Origin of the sequence: Streptomyces sp. NPDC051664 (assembly GCF_044453545.1) — a bacterium.
In the GTDB taxonomy this organism is placed as follows: Bacteria; Actinomycetota; Actinomycetes; order Streptomycetales; family Streptomycetaceae; genus Streptomyces.
Map to the genome: position 1 here is coordinate 105395 of NZ_JBITCU010000010.1, position 16273 is coordinate 121667.

At 69.6% G+C, this 16273-nt stretch carries 13 protein-coding genes and 1 tRNA gene; 3 read left to right on the top strand and 11 right to left on the bottom strand.

The window, feature by feature from the left end:
- Positions 1-33 precede the first annotated feature (33 nt).
- Positions 34-594, bottom strand: a complete 561-nt coding sequence (locus ACIA8E_RS20270; RefSeq protein ID WP_399299938.1) for an HIT family protein — start codon at positions 592-594, stop codon at positions 34-36.
- A 66-nt stretch (positions 595-660) separates the two neighbouring features.
- Here ACIA8E_RS20270 and ACIA8E_RS20275 point away from each other — a divergent pair, with 66 nt between their 5' ends.
- Positions 661-1338, top strand: coding sequence for a potassium channel family protein (locus ACIA8E_RS20275; RefSeq protein WP_399299941.1), 678 nt, complete (start codon positions 661-663; stop codon positions 1336-1338).
- 30 nt (positions 1339-1368) lie between these two features.
- Here the strand turns inward: ACIA8E_RS20275 and thrS are convergent, their stop codons facing one another.
- From thrS to ACIA8E_RS20290, 3 genes are all read right to left on the bottom strand, one after another.
- Positions 1369-3345, bottom strand: a complete 1977-nt coding sequence (gene thrS / locus ACIA8E_RS20280) for a threonine--tRNA ligase (RefSeq protein ID WP_399299943.1) — start codon at positions 3343-3345, stop codon at positions 1369-1371.
- Positions 3346-3473: 128 nt separating this feature from the next.
- Positions 3474-4757, bottom strand: a complete 1284-nt coding sequence (locus tag ACIA8E_RS20285; RefSeq protein WP_399299945.1) for a hypothetical protein — start codon at positions 4755-4757, stop codon at positions 3474-3476.
- Positions 4757-5353 carry a DUF4365 domain-containing protein gene (locus tag ACIA8E_RS20290; protein ID WP_399299948.1) on the bottom strand — a complete coding sequence of 199 codons (597 nt, stop codon included), beginning with the start codon at positions 5351-5353 and terminating at the stop codon, positions 4757-4759. Before ACIA8E_RS20290 ends, ACIA8E_RS20285 begins: the two co-directional genes overlap by 1 nt.
- A 195-nt stretch (positions 5354-5548) precedes the next feature.
- Here ACIA8E_RS20290 and ACIA8E_RS20295 point away from each other — a divergent pair, with 195 nt between their 5' ends.
- Positions 5549-6274, top strand: a complete 726-nt coding sequence (locus ACIA8E_RS20295; protein ID WP_399299950.1) for a 3'-5' exonuclease — start codon at positions 5549-5551, stop codon at positions 6272-6274.
- Between the two features lie 92 nt (positions 6275-6366).
- Here ACIA8E_RS20295 and ACIA8E_RS20300 read toward each other — a convergent pair.
- Together ACIA8E_RS20300 and ACIA8E_RS20305 are read right to left on the bottom strand one after the other, a co-directional pair.
- Positions 6367-6438: transfer RNA gene (locus tag ACIA8E_RS20300), tRNA-Val, on the bottom strand.
- 39 nt (positions 6439-6477) lie between these two features.
- On the bottom strand, positions 6478-6924 hold the full coding sequence (locus ACIA8E_RS20305) for an SRPBCC family protein (protein ID WP_399299953.1): 447 nt from the start codon (positions 6922-6924) through the stop codon (positions 6478-6480).
- An 83-nt stretch (positions 6925-7007) separates the two neighbouring features.
- Between ACIA8E_RS20305 and ACIA8E_RS20310 the strand changes: the two genes are divergently transcribed.
- Positions 7008-9491 (top strand): SCO7613 C-terminal domain-containing membrane protein, encoded by a 2484-nt coding sequence (locus ACIA8E_RS20310; protein WP_399299956.1) that lies wholly within the window; start codon positions 7008-7010, stop codon positions 9489-9491.
- 46 nt (positions 9492-9537) lie between these two features.
- On the opposite strand, the gene ACIA8E_RS20315 is transcribed toward ACIA8E_RS20310, so the two are convergent.
- From ACIA8E_RS20315 to ACIA8E_RS20335, 5 genes are all read right to left on the bottom strand, one after another.
- The gene (locus ACIA8E_RS20315; protein ID WP_399299959.1) at positions 9538-12282 is read right to left on the bottom strand and encodes a Tat pathway signal sequence domain protein; all 2745 of its coding nucleotides are present in this window, start codon (positions 12280-12282) and stop codon (positions 9538-9540) included.
- A gap of 104 nt (positions 12283-12386) precedes the next feature.
- On the bottom strand, positions 12387-12995 hold the full coding sequence (locus ACIA8E_RS20320) for a hypothetical protein (RefSeq protein ID WP_399299962.1): 609 nt from the start codon (positions 12993-12995) through the stop codon (positions 12387-12389).
- A gap of 9 nt (positions 12996-13004) precedes the next feature.
- Positions 13005-13865, bottom strand: coding sequence for a carbohydrate ABC transporter permease (locus tag ACIA8E_RS20325; protein WP_399299965.1), 861 nt, complete (start codon positions 13863-13865; stop codon positions 13005-13007).
- Positions 13862-14848, bottom strand: a complete 987-nt coding sequence (locus ACIA8E_RS20330; protein WP_399299968.1) for a carbohydrate ABC transporter permease — start codon at positions 14846-14848, stop codon at positions 13862-13864. Before ACIA8E_RS20330 ends, ACIA8E_RS20325 begins: the two co-directional genes overlap by 4 nt.
- Entirely contained in the window at positions 14848-16119 is a 1272-nt protein-coding gene (locus ACIA8E_RS20335; protein ID WP_399299971.1) for an ABC transporter substrate-binding protein, read from the bottom strand. Before ACIA8E_RS20335 ends, ACIA8E_RS20330 begins: the two co-directional genes overlap by 1 nt.
- Positions 16120-16273: the final 154 nt, after the last annotated feature.

Consider the following 16273-nt stretch of genomic DNA (forward strand, 5'->3'; position numbering starts at 1 on the left):
ACTCCGGGGCGCCCCACACGCGCACCGCTCGGCTCAGGCGGCCGGCCAGGCCTCGGCCAGCATCTTCCGGGTGTCGGCCAGCAGCTGCGGCAGCACCTTCGTATGACCCACCACCGGCATGAAGTTCGTGTCGCCACCCCAGCGGGGCACCAGGTGCTGATGCAGATGGGCGGCGATACCCGCGCCCGCCACCGCTCCCTGATTCATCCCGATGTTGAAGCCGTGCGCCCCCGAAGCCGCCCGCAGTGCCGACATCGCGCGCTTGGTGAAGTCGGCCAGCTCAAGCGTCTCCGGACCGTCCAGCTCCGTGTAGTCGGCGACGTGCCGGTACGGCACCACCATCAGGTGGCCGCCGTTGTACGGATACAGGTTGAGCACGGCATAGACCTTCTCGCCGCGCGCCACGACGAGTCCGTCCTCGTCCGACTTCGCCGGGATCGCACAGAACGGACAGCCGTCGCCGGCCTCCGGGCCGGTCGGCTTGTTCTCACCCTGGATGTACGCCATCCGGTGAGGCGTCCACAGGCGCTGGAACGCGTCGGGCGTTCCCACTCCGATCTGCTGCTCCGGCTCAGTCGTCATGCAGATCAGCATATTGCTTCACCCCCGCTGAGCGTGTCGCCGGGGCTGCACCGGTCGGCGGACGGCGATGCTGAGGCGATGAGCGACCAGCCCACGGACTCCACCCCTCTGCGGTTCAGTCGCTGGGAGCAGCGCACGGAAGTACCGCTCTTCATCGCGTCCCTGGTCTTCCTCATCGGATACGCGGGCCGGGTCCTCGCCCCGCACGACGCCGAGCCCTGCCGCGCCCTCGCCCTGATCCTGGTCTGCTTCACCTGGCTGCTCTTCGCGGTGGACTACGTCGTACGGATCCGGCTCAGCGGCCAGGGCCTGCGGTTCCTGCGCACCCACTGGCTGGACACGGTGGTGCTGGTGCTTCCGCTGCTGCGGCCGTTGCGTGTGATCCGGCTCTACACGGCGGTCCAGCGGCGCAGGGAGCAGGCACGGCTGAGTCTGTATGCGCGGGTGATCACCTACGCCGGGCTCACCGCACTGCTGCTCGGCTTCTCGGCCGCGCTGGCCGTGTACCACCAGGAGCACAATGCCCCGGGCGCCACGATCCGCACGTTCGGCGACGCGGTGTGGTGGGCGTGCGCGACGCTGACCACGGTCGGGTACGGGGATGTGACACCGGTCACGCCGGGCGGCAGGACCGTCGCCGCGGGGCTGATGGTCTGTGGTCTGGCGCTGCTGGGGGCGGTGACGGGTTCGTTCTCGTCGTGGCTGGTGCAGGTGTTCACGCGGGAGGACGAGCAGGGGCCCACGCAGAGCGGCTAGCGCTGCGTGGGCCCCTGGAGTCTCCGGCGGTCAGACCTGGACGCGGTCCTCGACGGCCTTCTGGATCTTGGCGATGGCCTCGTCGACCGGGATGCCGTTCTCCTGCGATCCGTCGCGGTAGCGGAAGGAGACGGCGCCGTTGGCCATGTCCTCGTCACCCGCGATGATCATGAAGGGCACCTTGGCCTTCTGCTGGTTGCGGATCTTCTTCTGCATGCGGTCGGACGAGGCGTCCACCTCGACCCGCAGCCCCTTCTTCCTGGCCGCCGCCGCGAACTCCTGGAGGTACGGGATGTGCGCGTCGCCGATCGGGATGCCGACCGCCTGGACCGGGGCCAGCCACACCGGGAACGCACCCGCGTAGTGCTCCAGCAGCACGGCGAAGAACCGCTCGATGGAGCCGAACAGGGCGCGGTGGATCATGACCGGGCGCTGCTTGGTCCCGTCGGGGCCGGTGTACTCCAGGTCGAAGCGCTCCGGCAGGTTGAAGTCGAGCTGCACGGTCGACATCTGCCAGGTGCGGCCGATGGCGTCCTTGCACTGGACCGAGATCTTGGGGCCGTAGAACGCGGCGCCGCCCGGGTCTGGGACCAGGGGAAGTCCCTGCTTCTCGGCCACCTGGCGCAGCGTCTCGGTGGCCTCTTCCCAGATCTCGTCCGAGCCGACGAACTTCTCCGGGTCCTTGGTGGAGAGCTCCAGGTAGAAGTCGGTCAGACCGTAGTCGCGCAGCAGGTTGAGAACGAAGGTGAGCGTCTTGTCGAGCTCCTCCGCCATCTGCTCCTTGGTGCAGTAGATGTGCGCGTCGTCCTGCGTGAAGCCGCGCGAACGGGTCAGGCCGTGCACCACACCCGACTTCTCGTAGCGGTACACCGTGCCGAACTCGAAGAGACGCAGCGGCAGTTCACGGTAGGAGCGGCCGCGCGCGTCGAAGATCAGGTTGTGCATGGGGCAGTTCATCGGCTTGAGGTAGTAGTCCACCCCGTCGTCGAGCTGCATGGGCGGGTACATGCCTTCGGCGTACCAGTCCAGGTGGCCGGACTTCTCGAACAGCTTGCCCTTGGTGGCGTGCGGCGAGTAGACGAACTCGTAGCCCTCCTCCTCGTGCCGCTTGCGCGAGTAGTCCTCCATGGTCCGGCGGACGATGCCGCCCTTGGGGTGGAAGACGGCGAGGCCGGGGCCGATCTCGTCGGGGAAGGAGAACAGGTCCAGCTCGTTGCCGAGCTTGCGGTGGTCGCGCTTGGCGGCCTCCTCCAGGAACTCCAGGTGCGCCTTGAGCTCGTCCTTGGAGGGCCAGGCGGTGCCGTAGATGCGCTGGAGCATCGGGTTCTTCTCGCTGCCCCGCCAGTACGCCGCGGCGTTCCGCATCAGCTTGAACGCCGGGATGTTCCGGGTGGTCGGCAGGTGCGGACCACGGCAGAGGTCCTTCCAGCACAGGTCACCGGTCTTGGCGTCCAGGTTGTCGTAGATGGTCAGCTCGCCGCCGCCCACCTCGACATCCGCGCCGTCGTCCGTGGAGGCAGCACCCTTGATGCCGATGAGCTCCAGCTTGTACGGCTCGTCGGCCAGCTCCTCGCGGGCGGCCTCGTCGGTGACGACCCGGCGGGAGAACCGCTGTCCCCGCTTCTGGATCTCCTGCATCTTCTTCTCGACGGCCTTGAGGTCCTCGGGCGTGAACGGCTTCTCGACGTCGAAGTCGTAGTAGAAGCCGTCCTTGACCGGCGGGCCGATGCCGAGCTTCGCCTCGGGGAAGAGCTCCTGCACGGCCTGCGCCATGACGTGCGCGGTGGAGTGCCGGAGGATGTTCAGGCCGTCCTCGGAGGAGATCTCGACGGGCTCGACGACCTCGCCGTCGGCGACGACGTACGCGAGGTCCTTCAGCTCACCGGCGACCCGGGCGGCAACAACGGTGCGCTCGCCGGGGAAGAGCTCGGCAGCCGTAGTGCCCGTCGTCACCACGCGCTCTTCCCGCTCGGAATCGCGTTGGATGATCACACGGACGTCTGACACCGGTCTCTCCTGACTGAAGGGGGGTGCGCGCCCTGTTCCACTGCGCACGCAAGACGAATCGTACCGAGCCGACGGCCCCCTTAGCGAAAGGGTTCGCTCCGGCCGCCCGCCTGCCCGGCACGGTGCGCCTATTCACCCGTGCAGGCCTCCTCGAAGAAGTCGAGGTTCTCCTGGAGCGATTTCATCAGCCTGTCCCGTTCCGCCTCGTCGACCTGTACCGGTACCACCTGCGAGGCCCGGGTCAGCCGCCGGAAGCCGTCCCGGCTCTCCAGCCGCCCCTCCACCCGGATCGGCAGCCCGACGAGATGGGCGTGACCGGCGATCCGGTACGCCTCCTCGTCGAGCTCCAGCCGTACGTGCGGGACCTCGGCGCCCGCCAGGACCCGCAGCCGTACGATTCCGGCGCCGCGCGGTCCCGAGCGGCGCATCCGGACGACGGCCCCGGTGATCCGTACGTTGACGGCGGGTTCGTCCTCGATGTAGCGGGCGCCGGCCAGCCGCAGGGCGGGCAGGTCGCCGGGTGAGAACTCGACCGGTTCGGGGCGGGCCGGGCAGCCGTCGGGGGTTCCCGCGGCGGGCGCCCAGGCCAGGGAGATCCTCGTCCCTTCGGAGCCGCGGACCAGGGCGATGACGGCCTGGGTCAGCTCCCGGCTGACACCGGCCTCCACAGCGCCGTCGAAGGCTCCCATACCCCCGGTGGCGCGCTGGAAGTCGATCGCCTCGCGGGTGGCGTGCAGGGCGTGGTAGAGCCGTACGGAGACGGCGCGGCCCGGTTCGACGGGGAGATACGCGGTGAGGTCGCGGCCACCCGGCGCAGGTCCGACGAGGATGCCTTCGAGCGAGGCGACAGCCCTGCGACGGTGGCGTGCGCCGTGGAAGCCGGTGCACCCCCGCACGGCGAGCGCCCCGGCGAGAAGGATCTGCCGGGCCGCGGCGCGCAACTGTTCGGCGCCGCTCCAGCTGGCCGCTCCGGCGGCGCCCGCTGCGCCGAGCGCACCGTCGGGGACATCGCGCCACCAGCGGATCTCGTCGCTGGGCACGGCGAGGGAGACCAGGACGTCACGGGCCGAGGGTGCGGCGCTTCGGGCGAGCGCGGTGAGTGCCTCGGCGAGGAGATCCTCGCTGTCGGGGAAGGCCGTGGTGTCGGGTACGAGCAGGCTCGTACCGCCGCCGGAGGGTGCCACGGTTCCCGGCGGGGTCCATCGGCTGTACCGTCCGGCCGAGCCGCCGCGGCGACGCCAGCCGTGCCGGTCCAACAGGGCACCGAGGACCGCGGGGTCGACGCGGGCGGGATCGGGGATGTCCCCGACGGGCGGCAGCGCGGTGGGCCAGTGGCTCACCGTCTCGCTTGGGTGTGGTCGCGTGCCCGACGGCATCGCTGCGTCGACGGGCTCGTCCATCGGCCGGTGCATCAGGGTCTCCCTCCCGCCCCGACCCGCGTCATGATCTCGCAGAGCGCGCGGTCGTCGAATATGCGCGTGGTCGGGATCCGCACAGTGGTCCTGTGCCGGCCTGTCACCGCGTGGCCGGCCAGGTTGATCCAGTAGCAGCAGTGCCGCAGGTCGAGCCGGTCGTGTCCGGCCCGCAGCCAGTCGTCCTGGCTGCGAGGCACAACCATCACGACCAGGATCTTGTGCACCGACACGGGCGTCCGGGCGAGCTTCACGAGGTGGGCGTTGTCCAGCGTGAAGGCGAACGTCGGTCCGGATGGGTGCGGTGGTATCTGATAGGTGCATTTCAGCTGCACCTTTATGGTCACCTCGTCGTCGACGAGGTGACCGGGGGCGCCGTGGCTGACATGCCAGTCGATTCCGTTGTCGGGGAAGGGCTGCGACAGGGAGCACCCCGCCGCGGCCGCGACCGCGTGCAAGTAGCCCACCTGAAGGGTCTCCATGCAGGCGGTGGTGGCGAGTGTGCCGCGCAGCGGAGCGATCTGCTGGGGCAACAGCCCTCCCCCGTAGCCTTCGGCACGGGAGGGGCCCCCTGATTCGGGCTGCGCGAGCGCCATGGCTCCGTATGCCTTCCGGGCTGTGCCGTTCGGTTCGTTCGGTCGGCGAGTCCTCGGGGCAACTTTCGCGCCCGTCAACTGTGTTGTCACCGCACGGAGCGGTCCGCAAACGGCGTATCAGGCAAAGGGCCCGGGTATCACCGAATCGGGCAGGGGAATCACGCCATCTGCCGGTCGGGCACGAGGAGTTCGGGGATGACTCACTGGTATGAGGGGCCACTGGCCGCTTTTGACACCGAGACAACAGGAGTGGACGTCGAGGAGGACCGCATCGTTTCGGCGGCCCTGGTCGTCCAGGACACGGCGGGCGGGCGCATGCGCGTGACCCGCTGGCTGGTGAATCCGGGGGTGCCGGTGCCCGTGGGGGCCACCGAGATCCACGGTCTGACCGACGATCACCTTCAGCGCAACGGCCGGTGGCCGGCGCCGGTGGTGGAGGAGATAGCCCGGGCGCTCGCCGAGCAGTGCACGGCCGGGCGGCCTCTCGTCGTGATGAACGCACCGTTCGATCTGACGCTGCTGGACCGGGAGCTGAAGCGGCACCGGGCGTCGTCACTGGCCGGGTACCTGGAGAACACGCCGCTGTGCGTGCTGGATCCGCGGGTCCTCGACAAGCATCTGGACCGCTACCGCAAGGGCCGGCGCACGCTCACCGACCTCTGTGCGCAGTACGAGGTGGTGCTGGACGGCGCCCATGACGCGGCGGCCGATGCGGCGGCGTCGCTGGAGCTGGTGCGGGCGGTGGGGCGGCGCTTCTCGTCGCGCCTGGAGCGGTTGTCCCCGTCGGAGCTGCATGCGTTGCAGGCGATGTGGCATGCGGCGCAGGCGCGCGGGCTGCAGGCGTGGTTCGCGAAGAGCGGTACGCCGGAGGCGGTGGACCCGGCCTGGCCACTGCGTCCGGAACTGCCGGCGGCGGCATGATCGCGGGCCTGCGGAAGCCGGTCCCATGATCGTGATCCGGAAATGAAGAGGCCGGTCCGTCGATGACGTCGACGGACCGGCCTCTCCCGGGGTGGGCGATACTGGTTTCGAACCAGTGACCTCTTCGGTGTGAACGAAGCGCTCTCCCACTGAGCTAATCGCCCGGGAACGCACTGAACCTTACAGGGCCCGGCGGGTGTGGTTCAAACTCCTTCAAGACGGGCCACCAGTCCTCGGCGTCCGGCCCGCATCATCAGCGCGTGGTTCGCCCGGAACACCGCACGCCCCGGCACCGCGAGCAGCCGCATCATCGTCCGGCGCACCTCGACCTCCTGCTCGTACGTGGCGCGGGTGCCGGTGCCGTGTGCGGTGACGGTCCAGCGGGCCCAGCCGTCGAGGTCACCGTCGAGGGCCACTTCGAGCACTCCGGCCGCCGGGTCGCGGCGGCTCTCGCGCACGGTCATGACGAGGTCGTACGGGAGGAAGGAGCGGATCCGCATGGTTCCGCTGGTGTCGTCGAGCGTGGCGACCTCGCGGATCTGCGGCCACCATCGCGGGTACTCCTCGGCGCGTTCGAGGACTCCGTACACGACAGCAGGTGGGGCGGATACGTCCCAGATACTCACAAAACGGTAGTGACTCCAGTCCATGGGTCCCAGTCTGCGCGTACTCAGTCCCCCACCTGAGTATCCGAGCGCATGTCCGAACCTGTGGGCCGCGCCACACTCCGCTCATGGACCATGTGCCGCCGCCCGCCGAGGAATTGGCGCTCCTCGACCGTGAACTGGCCCGGCTGGACGCCCGCCGGATGCAACTGCTGACCCGTCGTGCCTGGCTGCTGAGTGTTCTGCAGCCGCCGGCCACGCCTCCCGCAGCACCGCCCGGACGACCGGCCACGGCCCCGTTCACGCCCTCGTCCCCCTCGGCGGCCCCCGTGTCGCCGCGCAGTGCACAGAATGTGCTGCTGACCCTGGGCGGTCTGCTGCTGACGATCGCGGCGACCGCGTTCACCCTGGTCAGCTGGGGTCAGATGGGGATCGGCGGCCGCTCGGCGGTGCTCGCTCTGGTGACGGTCGCCGCGCTGGCCGCGCCCGCCGTGCTGCTACGCCGTGGGCTGCCGTCGACAGCCGAGTCGCTGGGCGCGCTCGCGCTGGTGCTCATGGTGCTGGATGCCTATGCGCTGCACCGGGTGGCGGCGCCGGACACCGGCAGTCTCGGGTTCGCCTCAGCCGCTTCGGCGGTGCTGGCCGCTCTGTGGGCGGCCTACGGTCTGGCGCTCGGCAAGCTGCGTCTGCCGCTGCCGATAGCCGTGGTGAGCGTGCAGTTCACGCTGGTGCTGTGGACCTGGGCGGTGGGTGCGCAGGCGTCGGTCTTCGCCGGGGCGCTGCTGCTCACGGCGGCGCTGGACTGTGCGATCGCCCTGCGGGGCAAGGGTGTTGCGGTGCGGGCGACCGCGGTCGTCGGTGGCTGTCTTTCAGGGTCGGCCGGACTGCTGCTCGCTCTGGCGCTGTCCGTGACAGCCGGTACGCCGGCGGCGGCGGTGGTGCCCGGGGCGCTGCTGCTGACGGGGGCGGCGGTGGCGCTGTTCGGGGTGTGGCGGGCGCCCAAGGAGTTCGCGGTGGCCGGTGGGCTGCTGGCCGGGCTCGCCGTGGTGGCCGGGGTGGGCGGTGTTCTGCGTGCGGGGGCGGCCGAGGACTGGTCGGTTCCGGTGTATCTGCTGTGCGGTCCGGTGCTGCTGACGGCGGTACGGGCTCCGCTGCCGCGACCGGCAGGGCAGGGCGTGCTGTGGGCGTCGGGCGTGGTGGCCGCCGGGTCGGTGCTGTCCGCGGCGCCCGCGGTCGGGATGACGCTGGTGGGTCCGGTGTCGCGGTTGACGGCGGTGTGGTCGGGTGTGCCGGACGGCCGTGCCCGCGGTGCACTGGGGCTGGAGGGGATGGAGTGGTCGCAGCTCTCCACGGCTCCGGTGATGCTGTTGGCGGTGGCCGGTCTGACGGGGGCGGCGTACCGCTGGTGGACGTGGTGTGTGCGGATGGCCGGAGCGGTGGTCTCCCCCGGTGCGGCATGGCGTGGTGCGGCGGGTGCGAGTGCGCTGGTGCTCGGCTGGGCGGGGCTGCTGGTGCTGCCCGTTGCCCTGGACGCTCCGTACACGGTGACGGTGGCGGTGCAGTCGGTGCTGGTCGCGGCGCTCCTTGCCGTGACGGTACGGGCGGTGCGCCGCGGCGCGGACCCTGTGGCGTCGGCCGCGCTGGTGTGCGCCGTGGTCGGGGCCGTGAGTGCGGGGGCGCTGTCGCTGGCCGTGGAGCCCGCCACCTATGGGGTGTTCGGCGCGCTGCTGGTGCTGTTCGGGGCGGCGGCGGTGGGGACGCGTGCCGATGCGGCGCCGGCGGCGCGGGTGGCCCGGCTGATGCAGGCGGTGCCGGCGTGTGCGGCCGTGGTGTGCGCGATGGTGCTTGCCGGTGCGCTGGGGGCCTCGCTGGAACTGGCGACGTACCGGGCCGCGCCGCTCATGCTGGCCGTCCCCACGGTGACGGTCCTGCTCGGGGCGCGGCTGCGGGGCGGGCCGTCGGCGTTGCCGGTCGAGCTGACCGGCGCCGTCGCCGGTGCGGTGGCGGTCGCGATGGCCGTACCGGATGCGCCGTTCCTGGCTCTGGTCCTCGCGCTGTGCGGGGTGCTGGCGGCGGGCACGGCCGTGCGTGGGGAGCGGCGGCCGGCGGCCGGGTATCTGGCGGTGGTCCTGTTCGTCCTGGCGACCTGGGTGCGGCTGTCGGCTTCGGATGTGTCGGCCCCGGAGGCGTACACCCTTCCGGTGACGGTGCCCGCGCTGGTGGTCGGTGTGCTGCGGCGGCGCCGTGATCCGGCGGCGTCCTCGTGGACCGCGTACGGGGCGGGCCTGGCGGCGACGCTGGTGCCGAGTCTCTTCGCGGCCTGGGCCGACCCGTCATGGGTGCGGCCGCTGCTGCTCGGCGTGGTGGCGTTGGTGATCACGCTGGCCGGGGCGCGGCTGCGGCTGCAGGCGCTGCTGCTGCTCGGTGGTGCGGTGCTGGCCATGGACGCCCTGCACGAACTGGCACCGTATGTGATCCAGGTCGTGGGTGCTCTGCCGCGCTGGCTGCCGCCCGCGCTGGCCGGTCTGCTGCTGCTGATGGTCGGGGCGACGTACGAGCAGCGGCTGCGCGATGCGCGGCGGCTGAAGGACGCCCTGGGCCGGATGCGCTGACGAAGGTCGTGGTCGGCGGCCCGGCCCGGGGCGTGCTTCGGCTGCCTCAGGCCGGCATCCGGTCACCGAGGAGCGCGAGGTTCTCGATGGCGGCGAGTCCGTACAGCGCGGTGTCGTTGGTGTAGACCCAGTTGGCCTCGCTGCCGGCGACAGTGGTGAGGGGTCCGCTCACCTTCTCCGTCTTCCAGGGAGCTGATTCCTGGTAGCCGTCGCTCCTGTAGAACTTCTCCCAGGCGCGGGCCGCGAGCTTCGCGTCGCCGGTCTGGACAGCGGCGTACGCGTCGAGCCGCGAGTGGCCCTGGAACAGCAGCAGGCTGCCGAAGTCCGTTCCGTAACGCGCGGTCTGCTCCGCCTTCGTGGCGTTGAAGTACCGGCAGTAGTCCAGATATGCGTCCTTGAACGCGGGCATGTCGACGAGGCCGATGAGCTCGGCGCACAGTTCGTTCAGTCCGAAGACCGCGGACAGGTGGGAGACACTGACGACGGGTTCGGTGGCGACGGCGAACTTCCCGGTGTCCAGGTCGTACAGGCCGCTGCCCTGGACGAAGCCGTTGGGCTGAGCGGCGATCGTCTCCATGGTGCCGAGGACACGGGCCTTCGCCTTGTCCGCCTCGGGTCCGCCGCGTTCCCATTCGGTGAGCCAGGCGGAGACAAGGCCGCTCCAGTCGGTGCCGAAGCCGATGGAGAGGGCGTGTCGGTCGGGCGTGTAGGGCTCGGTACGGATCTTGCGGAGCGGGTCGAGGCCGAGGAACGTCTCGTCGGAGTCGACGTTGGCGCGCATCAGGTCGCCGACGCGCTCGTCCGCGGTGAGGAAGTAGTAGAAGCGCCGGTACGTGGTGTTGGCTATGCGCTGCTGTTTGGCGCTGTCGGCGTAGTGCTGGACGCCGTGGCGGGTACCGAGTCCGGCCCAGTCGCCGAGGTGGTAGACGTCGACCTCGCCGGTGTGGCGGGTCATGGCCTCGGCGAAGCGGAAGATGTCCGCGCGGCCGGAGCGCAGATAGGCGTACCAGAGCCAGAGGTCGGGCGAGAGCTCGGAGTTGTCCCAGGCGTAGCCGCCGATGTCGTAGCGCCACTGATGGCGGGCGGGGTCGTACGAGTGCATGATGTCGCCGTAGTCCCAGAAGCCGTACCAACGGCGCATCTCGACCTGGTCCTTGTAGTACGTGAAGAGGAAGTCCAGGTGGTCCTCGATCTTCGCCTTCGCGGGGGTCGAGCGGTCGACCGGGGAGAACAGTCCGCCGAAGACCTTGGCGCCGATCAGCTGGGACGTCGGGGCGACGAGCTGCGGCAGGGTACGGACGGTACGTGACTGCTGGGCGAGCGCTTCGGCACCGGGGGTGGAGTCGTTGGCCCAGAAGACGAGCTCGCTGGTGCGGGCGATGCCGTACGGGGTGCCGAAGCCGGGCTCGTAGTCCTCGTAGGTGATGTTGAGGCCTTCGAGCTGTTCGGGATAGGTGTCCTGGCCCAGGCCGTCGTGGTAGAAGCGCAGGTCCATCGGTTCGGCCTCGGGCGACCACAGCCAGAGTGTGACCTCGGCTGCCTGGGTGTCGGCGCCCCGGATATCGAGCTGGGCGGGGAACTTCTCCCAGAAGTCGCGCAGCCCGAAGGAGAGTCCGCCGCTCGCCCCGCCGACGTAACCGAAGCCGGAGGCCCGCCGGCCGCCGCCCGCGGCGATCCAGCCGTGGCCCTTCCTGGTGCGCTTGCGCAGCGTGAAGCCGTCGGCGGACAGCTGGCTGAGGGTGTAGTCGCCCCAGGTCGGAATGAGCGGGAGACGGGTGGTGACGCGCTGGTCCCAGGTGGCGGGGTCGGGCAGCTTCGTGCCTTCGAACTGGGCGGCCTGGACGGCGGCGCCGGGGTCGCGGCGCAGCCCGGTGATGCCCTTGACGGCTTCGCGGAGCATGCCGGTGTCGTCGCCGCCGATGCGGATGTGCCGGTCGTACGTTTCGTCGCGCATCGGGACGGTGAAGCGGACACCGAGGCCGCGGATGAAGTCGCCGCTTGCCCTTCCGGGTTCCTGCGTGCCGTCGAAGGTGATGGTGTGCATCATGCGGAACGATTCGGCGCCCGCGTAGAAGTAGAGCCGCACGGAGAACGGCAGCCAGGAGCGGCTGCCGCGGCGGTGTTTGCCGTCGATGCGGACGACGGCGCGGACCGGGCCGCTCTGTTCGACCTCGGTCCTGCTGATGGTGCTCTCGAAGCGTTCGTACTTCTCCTGCCCCTGGTCGCCGTCCTCGATCTCGCCCTGCCGGATCAGGACGAGTCGGCCGTCCTTGGCGATCTCGGTGGAGCCGCGGGTGAGGGAGGTGATCAGGGAGGAGCCGGTCTTCCCGATCGTCGCGGTGATGACCCCCGTGGAGACGGTGATCGCGCCGCCGGTGGACCTGACGTCGACCTTGGCCGCGGGCGCGGCGGGTGAACCGGCGGTGAGGACGAACTTCTTGGCGCCTGCCGCCTCGGGTCCGACCGCGTGCGCGGTCCACTTCAGGGAGCCGTCAGGCCATGTGGCGGTGGCCCAGGTCTGTACGGCGACGTCCTTGCCGTCGACGGTGGCGAGGGCGAATTTCTGATCGGCGGGGTAGCGCCCCTGCGCCCATGGCACGCCGAACGTGGAGCCGGGGGCGGCGCCCAGCCCGGTCTCCTCCAGCCAGCCGATCTCGACGGGGCCTTCATCGGTCTTCGCGGAGGCCGCAGCCGCCTGCCAGGTGGTGTCGCTCAGTACCCAGGAGAAGGGGGTGGCCACGCCGGTGACGGCGGCGGCCTTGAGGACGGTACGGCGAGGGATCGGGGACATCACGACTCCAATTCGTTGCGTGAACAGGCATGAATGGGCATGAATGGGCATGACGGATCGCACGCGGGTGCGTGGTGTGCAGGAGGTGCGGTACGAGGGGTGGGTCAGCGGCGGTCGGCCGCGACGGCTGCCGCGGCGAGACATCCGAAGGCAGGCGCGGCCAGTGGCGGCACCTGCCAGGCGGTGAGCGCGAGGGCCACGAACCCGCCGACGAGCAGCAGGGATCCGGCCGGATCGGTCACGCTCCGGCGGCCCGCGGCCCGGACGGCCGACGCCCAGCCGGCGCCGGGCCGCCAGGCGGCAGCCGTACGCAGTCCCCAGACGGCCAGGGCAGTCACCCCCAGCACGCTGACGGCGGCAAGCAGCCGGCCGCCGGGCAGCAGTCCCGACCGTGCGACCTGCCAGTCGAAGGCGAGAAGTGCGAGCGCCGCCCACCACAGCAGTGACACCCGCCATCCGGTCCGTGCCGCCTCCCGTAGATCGGCGGCGAACTCCCGCAGCCCGCCCCGCTCACCGGCCGGCTGCCGGCGCAGATGCGCGCAGCCCGCGGCGAACGCGGGCAGCAGGGTGATCAGCGGCAGGGCCGCCACGGTGATCCACACCCCGGTGAGCAGGGACTCGGCGAAGAGTGCGAACCGGACGAACTTCTCGGGCCGCTGCGGACGGCCGGCGGCACGGGAAGCCCGCCCGGCGCGAGCGGTACGTACGGTCATGGTGTCGACTCAGCCCTTCAGCCCGGAGGTGGCCGCGCCTTCGACGAGATACCGCTGAAAGGCGAGGAAGAAGACCAGTACGGGCAGCAGCGCGAGCAGGGACATGGCGATCATGCCGCCGTAGTCGGCCGCGCTGTCCTGGTCGATGAACATCTTCAGCCCCATGGACACGGGGTACTTGTCGGGTTCGTTGAGATAGAGAAGTGGTCCGAGGAAGTCGTTCCACGACCAGATGAAGGTGAAGATGGCGCTGGTGATCAGGGCGGGCCGGCAGAGCGGCAGCATGATGTGCCAGTAGATCCGCGGGTGACCGCAGCCGTCGAGCCGGGCCGCCTCGTCGAGCTCCCTGGGCAGGTTCCGCATGAACTGCATCATCAGGAAGACGAAGAAGGCGTCCGTCGCCAGGTACTTGCCGAGCAGCAACGGCACATACGTATTGATCAGTTCCATCTTCTGGAACAGCACGTACTGCGGAATGATCAGTACGTGGTACGGCAGCAGCAGGGTGCCGATCATCAGGGAGAACAGCACATTGCGGCCGCGGAACCTGATGCGGGCGAAGGCGTAGGCGGCCAGCGAGCAGGACAGCAGTACGCCGACGACGGAACCCACCGCCAGCACGATCGAGTTGACGAAGAACGTCGAGACCGGGATGTCCGCGATGCCCTCGGTGAGCCGCCGGTAGTGGTCCAACACCGGTTGCGAGGGAAAGAGTTCGAGCCCGCCGACGATGTCCTCGTTGGGCTTCAGCGATCCGCCGATCACCCAGAACAAGGGGTAGAGGACGACCGCGAGCACGGCCAGCGCCCCGATGTGCCAGAGGGCCGAGCGCAGGGTGCGCCGCTGCCCGGGGTGGGTGAGCGTACTCATCGGGCGTCCTCCTCGTAGTGCACCCAGCGCCGCTGGGACCAGAACAGCACGGCCGTGACCAGGCCGACGGCGAGCAGCAGCATCCAGGCCATGGCGGAGGCGTAGCCCATGCGAAGGTTCGTCCAGCCCTGCTCGTACAGGTAGCAGGTGTAGACGAGCCCCGCGTCGGCCGGACCGCACTTGCTGTTGGTCACGACATAGGCGGAGGCGAAGATCTGGAACGCGTGGATGGTCTCCAGGAGCAGGTTGAAGAACAGCACCGGGGAGATCATCGGCAGCGTGATGGAGCGAAAGCGCCGCCACGCCCCGGCTCCGTCCACCTGCGCCGCCTCGTACAGCTCGCGCGGTACCTGCTTCAGCCCGGCCAGGAAGATCACCATCGGGGCGCCGAACTGCCAGACGGTGAGCGCCACCAGGGCGTAGATCACCAGATCGGGGTCACCGATCCAGCCACCGACGTCGATGCCGAAGATCTGCTGCGTGCGGTCGACGACCGCACCGTCGGAGAACAGCGCCCGCCAGACGATGGCGATGGAGACGCTCGCGCCGACCAGCGAGGGGGCATAGAAGGCGGCCCGGTAGAAGCCCTGGCCGCGCCGGGGCTTGTTGAGCAGCAGGGCGACCGCGAGAGCGGCCGCGAGCTTGAGCGGGGTCCCGACGAGTACGTACGACGTGGTGACCTCGACGGACTTCTGCCAGCGGGCGTCCCCGAACATCTCGGTGAAGTTCTTGAACCCGATCCAGTTGGGGGTGTCGAAGAGGTTGTAGTCGGTGAACGCCAGATACAGCGAGGCGAGCATGGGGCCCGCGGTCAGCAGCAGGAAGCCTGCGATCCACGGGGACATGAAGAGATAGCCGGCCAGAGTCTCCCCGCGGGCCCGCCGCTTCGCGGCGGCGGGCCTTCCCGGTGCTTTGCCGGTGGCGGGGCGGTCCGTGCGGACGGCGGACGCGGGTGCCCGAAGGTCTGTCACTGCCGATCCCATCAGGAGGCGAGGGCCGTCTTCGCCTCGGCGAAGAACTGCTTCGCGCCGTCCTCCGGAGAGGTCTTGCCCATGACGACATCGGTGCCGATGCGCAGGAAGGCGGCCTCACAGATGTCGGCGCCCGCGGGGTGCGGGGTGATCGGCTCGACGTTGTCGGCGACCTTCTTCTCGTACTCGGCGATCTGGGCGGAGACTCCGGTCGGCTTGTACGCCTCGAACTGCTCCGTGGTCGAGAGGACTCCGCGGTCGTAGCCCATGATCGTGCCGACTTCGGGGTCGTGGACCATGAAGTCGATGAACTCGGCGACTTCCTTCGGGTGCTTGGTGCGGGCGGAGCCGCTGAGCATCAGTGACGAAATGTACTGCCCGGTCCGCTTGCCGTCCGTCGTCGGAACGGGCGCCAGGGCCAACGGGGTCTTCGTCTCGGAGGTGTAGCGGACGAGGAAGTTGTCCCAGGTGAACTCACCCGCGGAGAGGTCCTTGGAGAGTGCGGAGGTCGGCTTGACCTGTTCGGCCTTCTTGGGGTCGGTGAGGACCCCGGACCTGGTCCTGTCGTAGTTGTCGGTCCACCACTGCCTCAGGTCCGCCTCGGTGAAGCCGAGCCCGTCCTCGGTGAAGAACGCCTTGTCATGCTGGCGCAGCACCAGGTCGTAGAGGTACATGATGCCGCCGGGGCCGCTGTCACCGGCCAGCTTGCCGTTCTTGCTGATCTTCTCGGTGGCCTCGTCGTACTGCTTCCAGGTCCAGCCCTCCTCGGGCGTGACGCCCACCTTCTTGTACTCGGCCGGGTTGTAGACGAGGGCGAAGGTGTTGCCTCCGACCGGCACGCCGAGCAGCTTCCCGTCGACGTCCCCGGCCTTCTCCAGTCCGGCGCGGAAGTTCTCCATGCTGAGATTTCCGGCCTTGACCTGGGAATTGAGGTCGAGCAGCACACGCTTGTCGTCGTACTTGCGCAGGAATGCGACGGAGTTCTGGAAGACATCGGGGGCATTGCCGGCAGAGGCCTGGGTGTTGAACTTCTTCCAGAAATTCTCGTAGTCCTGGAAGTCCGTCTTGACCTTGATGTTCGGGTGCTTCTTCTCGAACAACGCGATCGTCTTGTTGATCAGCGTGGCCCGCTCCTGGCCGCCCCACCAGGAGTAGCGGATCTCGACCTTCCCGTCGGCCCCCGCTCCCCCGCCGTCACCGCCGCAGCCGGAGGCCATCAGCCCCAACACCGCCATACCGATGCCGGCCGCACGCAGCCCCTGGGCACTCCACCAAGACCTCATGACACACCCCTCCCGGGCAGCCAGCCCCGCCACCACAGTCGATTGAATCGTTTTAGAAAGCGCTTGCTGGGACAAGCTAGAGATCCGAGGGGGCAACGTCAACGGTTGAGACGAAATCGATCGAAGCGCTTCGACCCGCACGCGGCGACATGGG

Coding starts and splice junctions, on each gene's coding strand:
- ACIA8E_RS20270 (WP_399299938.1), bottom strand. CDS start 594: ATGCTGATCTGCATGACGACTGAGCCGGAGCAGCAGATCGGAGTGGGA.
- ACIA8E_RS20275 (WP_399299941.1), top strand. CDS start 661: ATGAGCGACCAGCCCACGGACTCCACCCCTCTGCGGTTCAGTCGCTGG.
- ACIA8E_RS20285 (WP_399299945.1), bottom strand. CDS start 4,757: ATGCACCGGCCGATGGACGAGCCCGTCGACGCAGCGATGCCGTCGGGC.
- ACIA8E_RS20290 (WP_399299948.1), bottom strand. CDS start 5,353: ATGGCGCTCGCGCAGCCCGAATCAGGGGGCCCCTCCCGTGCCGAAGGC.
- ACIA8E_RS20295 (WP_399299950.1), top strand. CDS start 5,549: ATGACTCACTGGTATGAGGGGCCACTGGCCGCTTTTGACACCGAGACA.
- ACIA8E_RS20305 (WP_399299953.1), bottom strand. CDS start 6,924: ATGGACTGGAGTCACTACCGTTTTGTGAGTATCTGGGACGTATCCGCC.
- ACIA8E_RS20310 (WP_399299956.1), top strand. CDS start 7,008: ATGGACCATGTGCCGCCGCCCGCCGAGGAATTGGCGCTCCTCGACCGT.
- ACIA8E_RS20315 (WP_399299959.1), bottom strand. CDS start 12,282: ATGTCCCCGATCCCTCGCCGTACCGTCCTCAAGGCCGCCGCCGTCACC.
- ACIA8E_RS20320 (WP_399299962.1), bottom strand. CDS start 12,995: ATGACCGTACGTACCGCTCGCGCCGGGCGGGCTTCCCGTGCCGCCGGC.
- ACIA8E_RS20325 (WP_399299965.1), bottom strand. CDS start 13,865: ATGAGTACGCTCACCCACCCCGGGCAGCGGCGCACCCTGCGCTCGGCC.
- ACIA8E_RS20330 (WP_399299968.1), bottom strand. CDS start 14,848: ATGGGATCGGCAGTGACAGACCTTCGGGCACCCGCGTCCGCCGTCCGC.
- ACIA8E_RS20335 (WP_399299971.1), bottom strand. CDS start 16,119: ATGAGGTCTTGGTGGAGTGCCCAGGGGCTGCGTGCGGCCGGCATCGGT.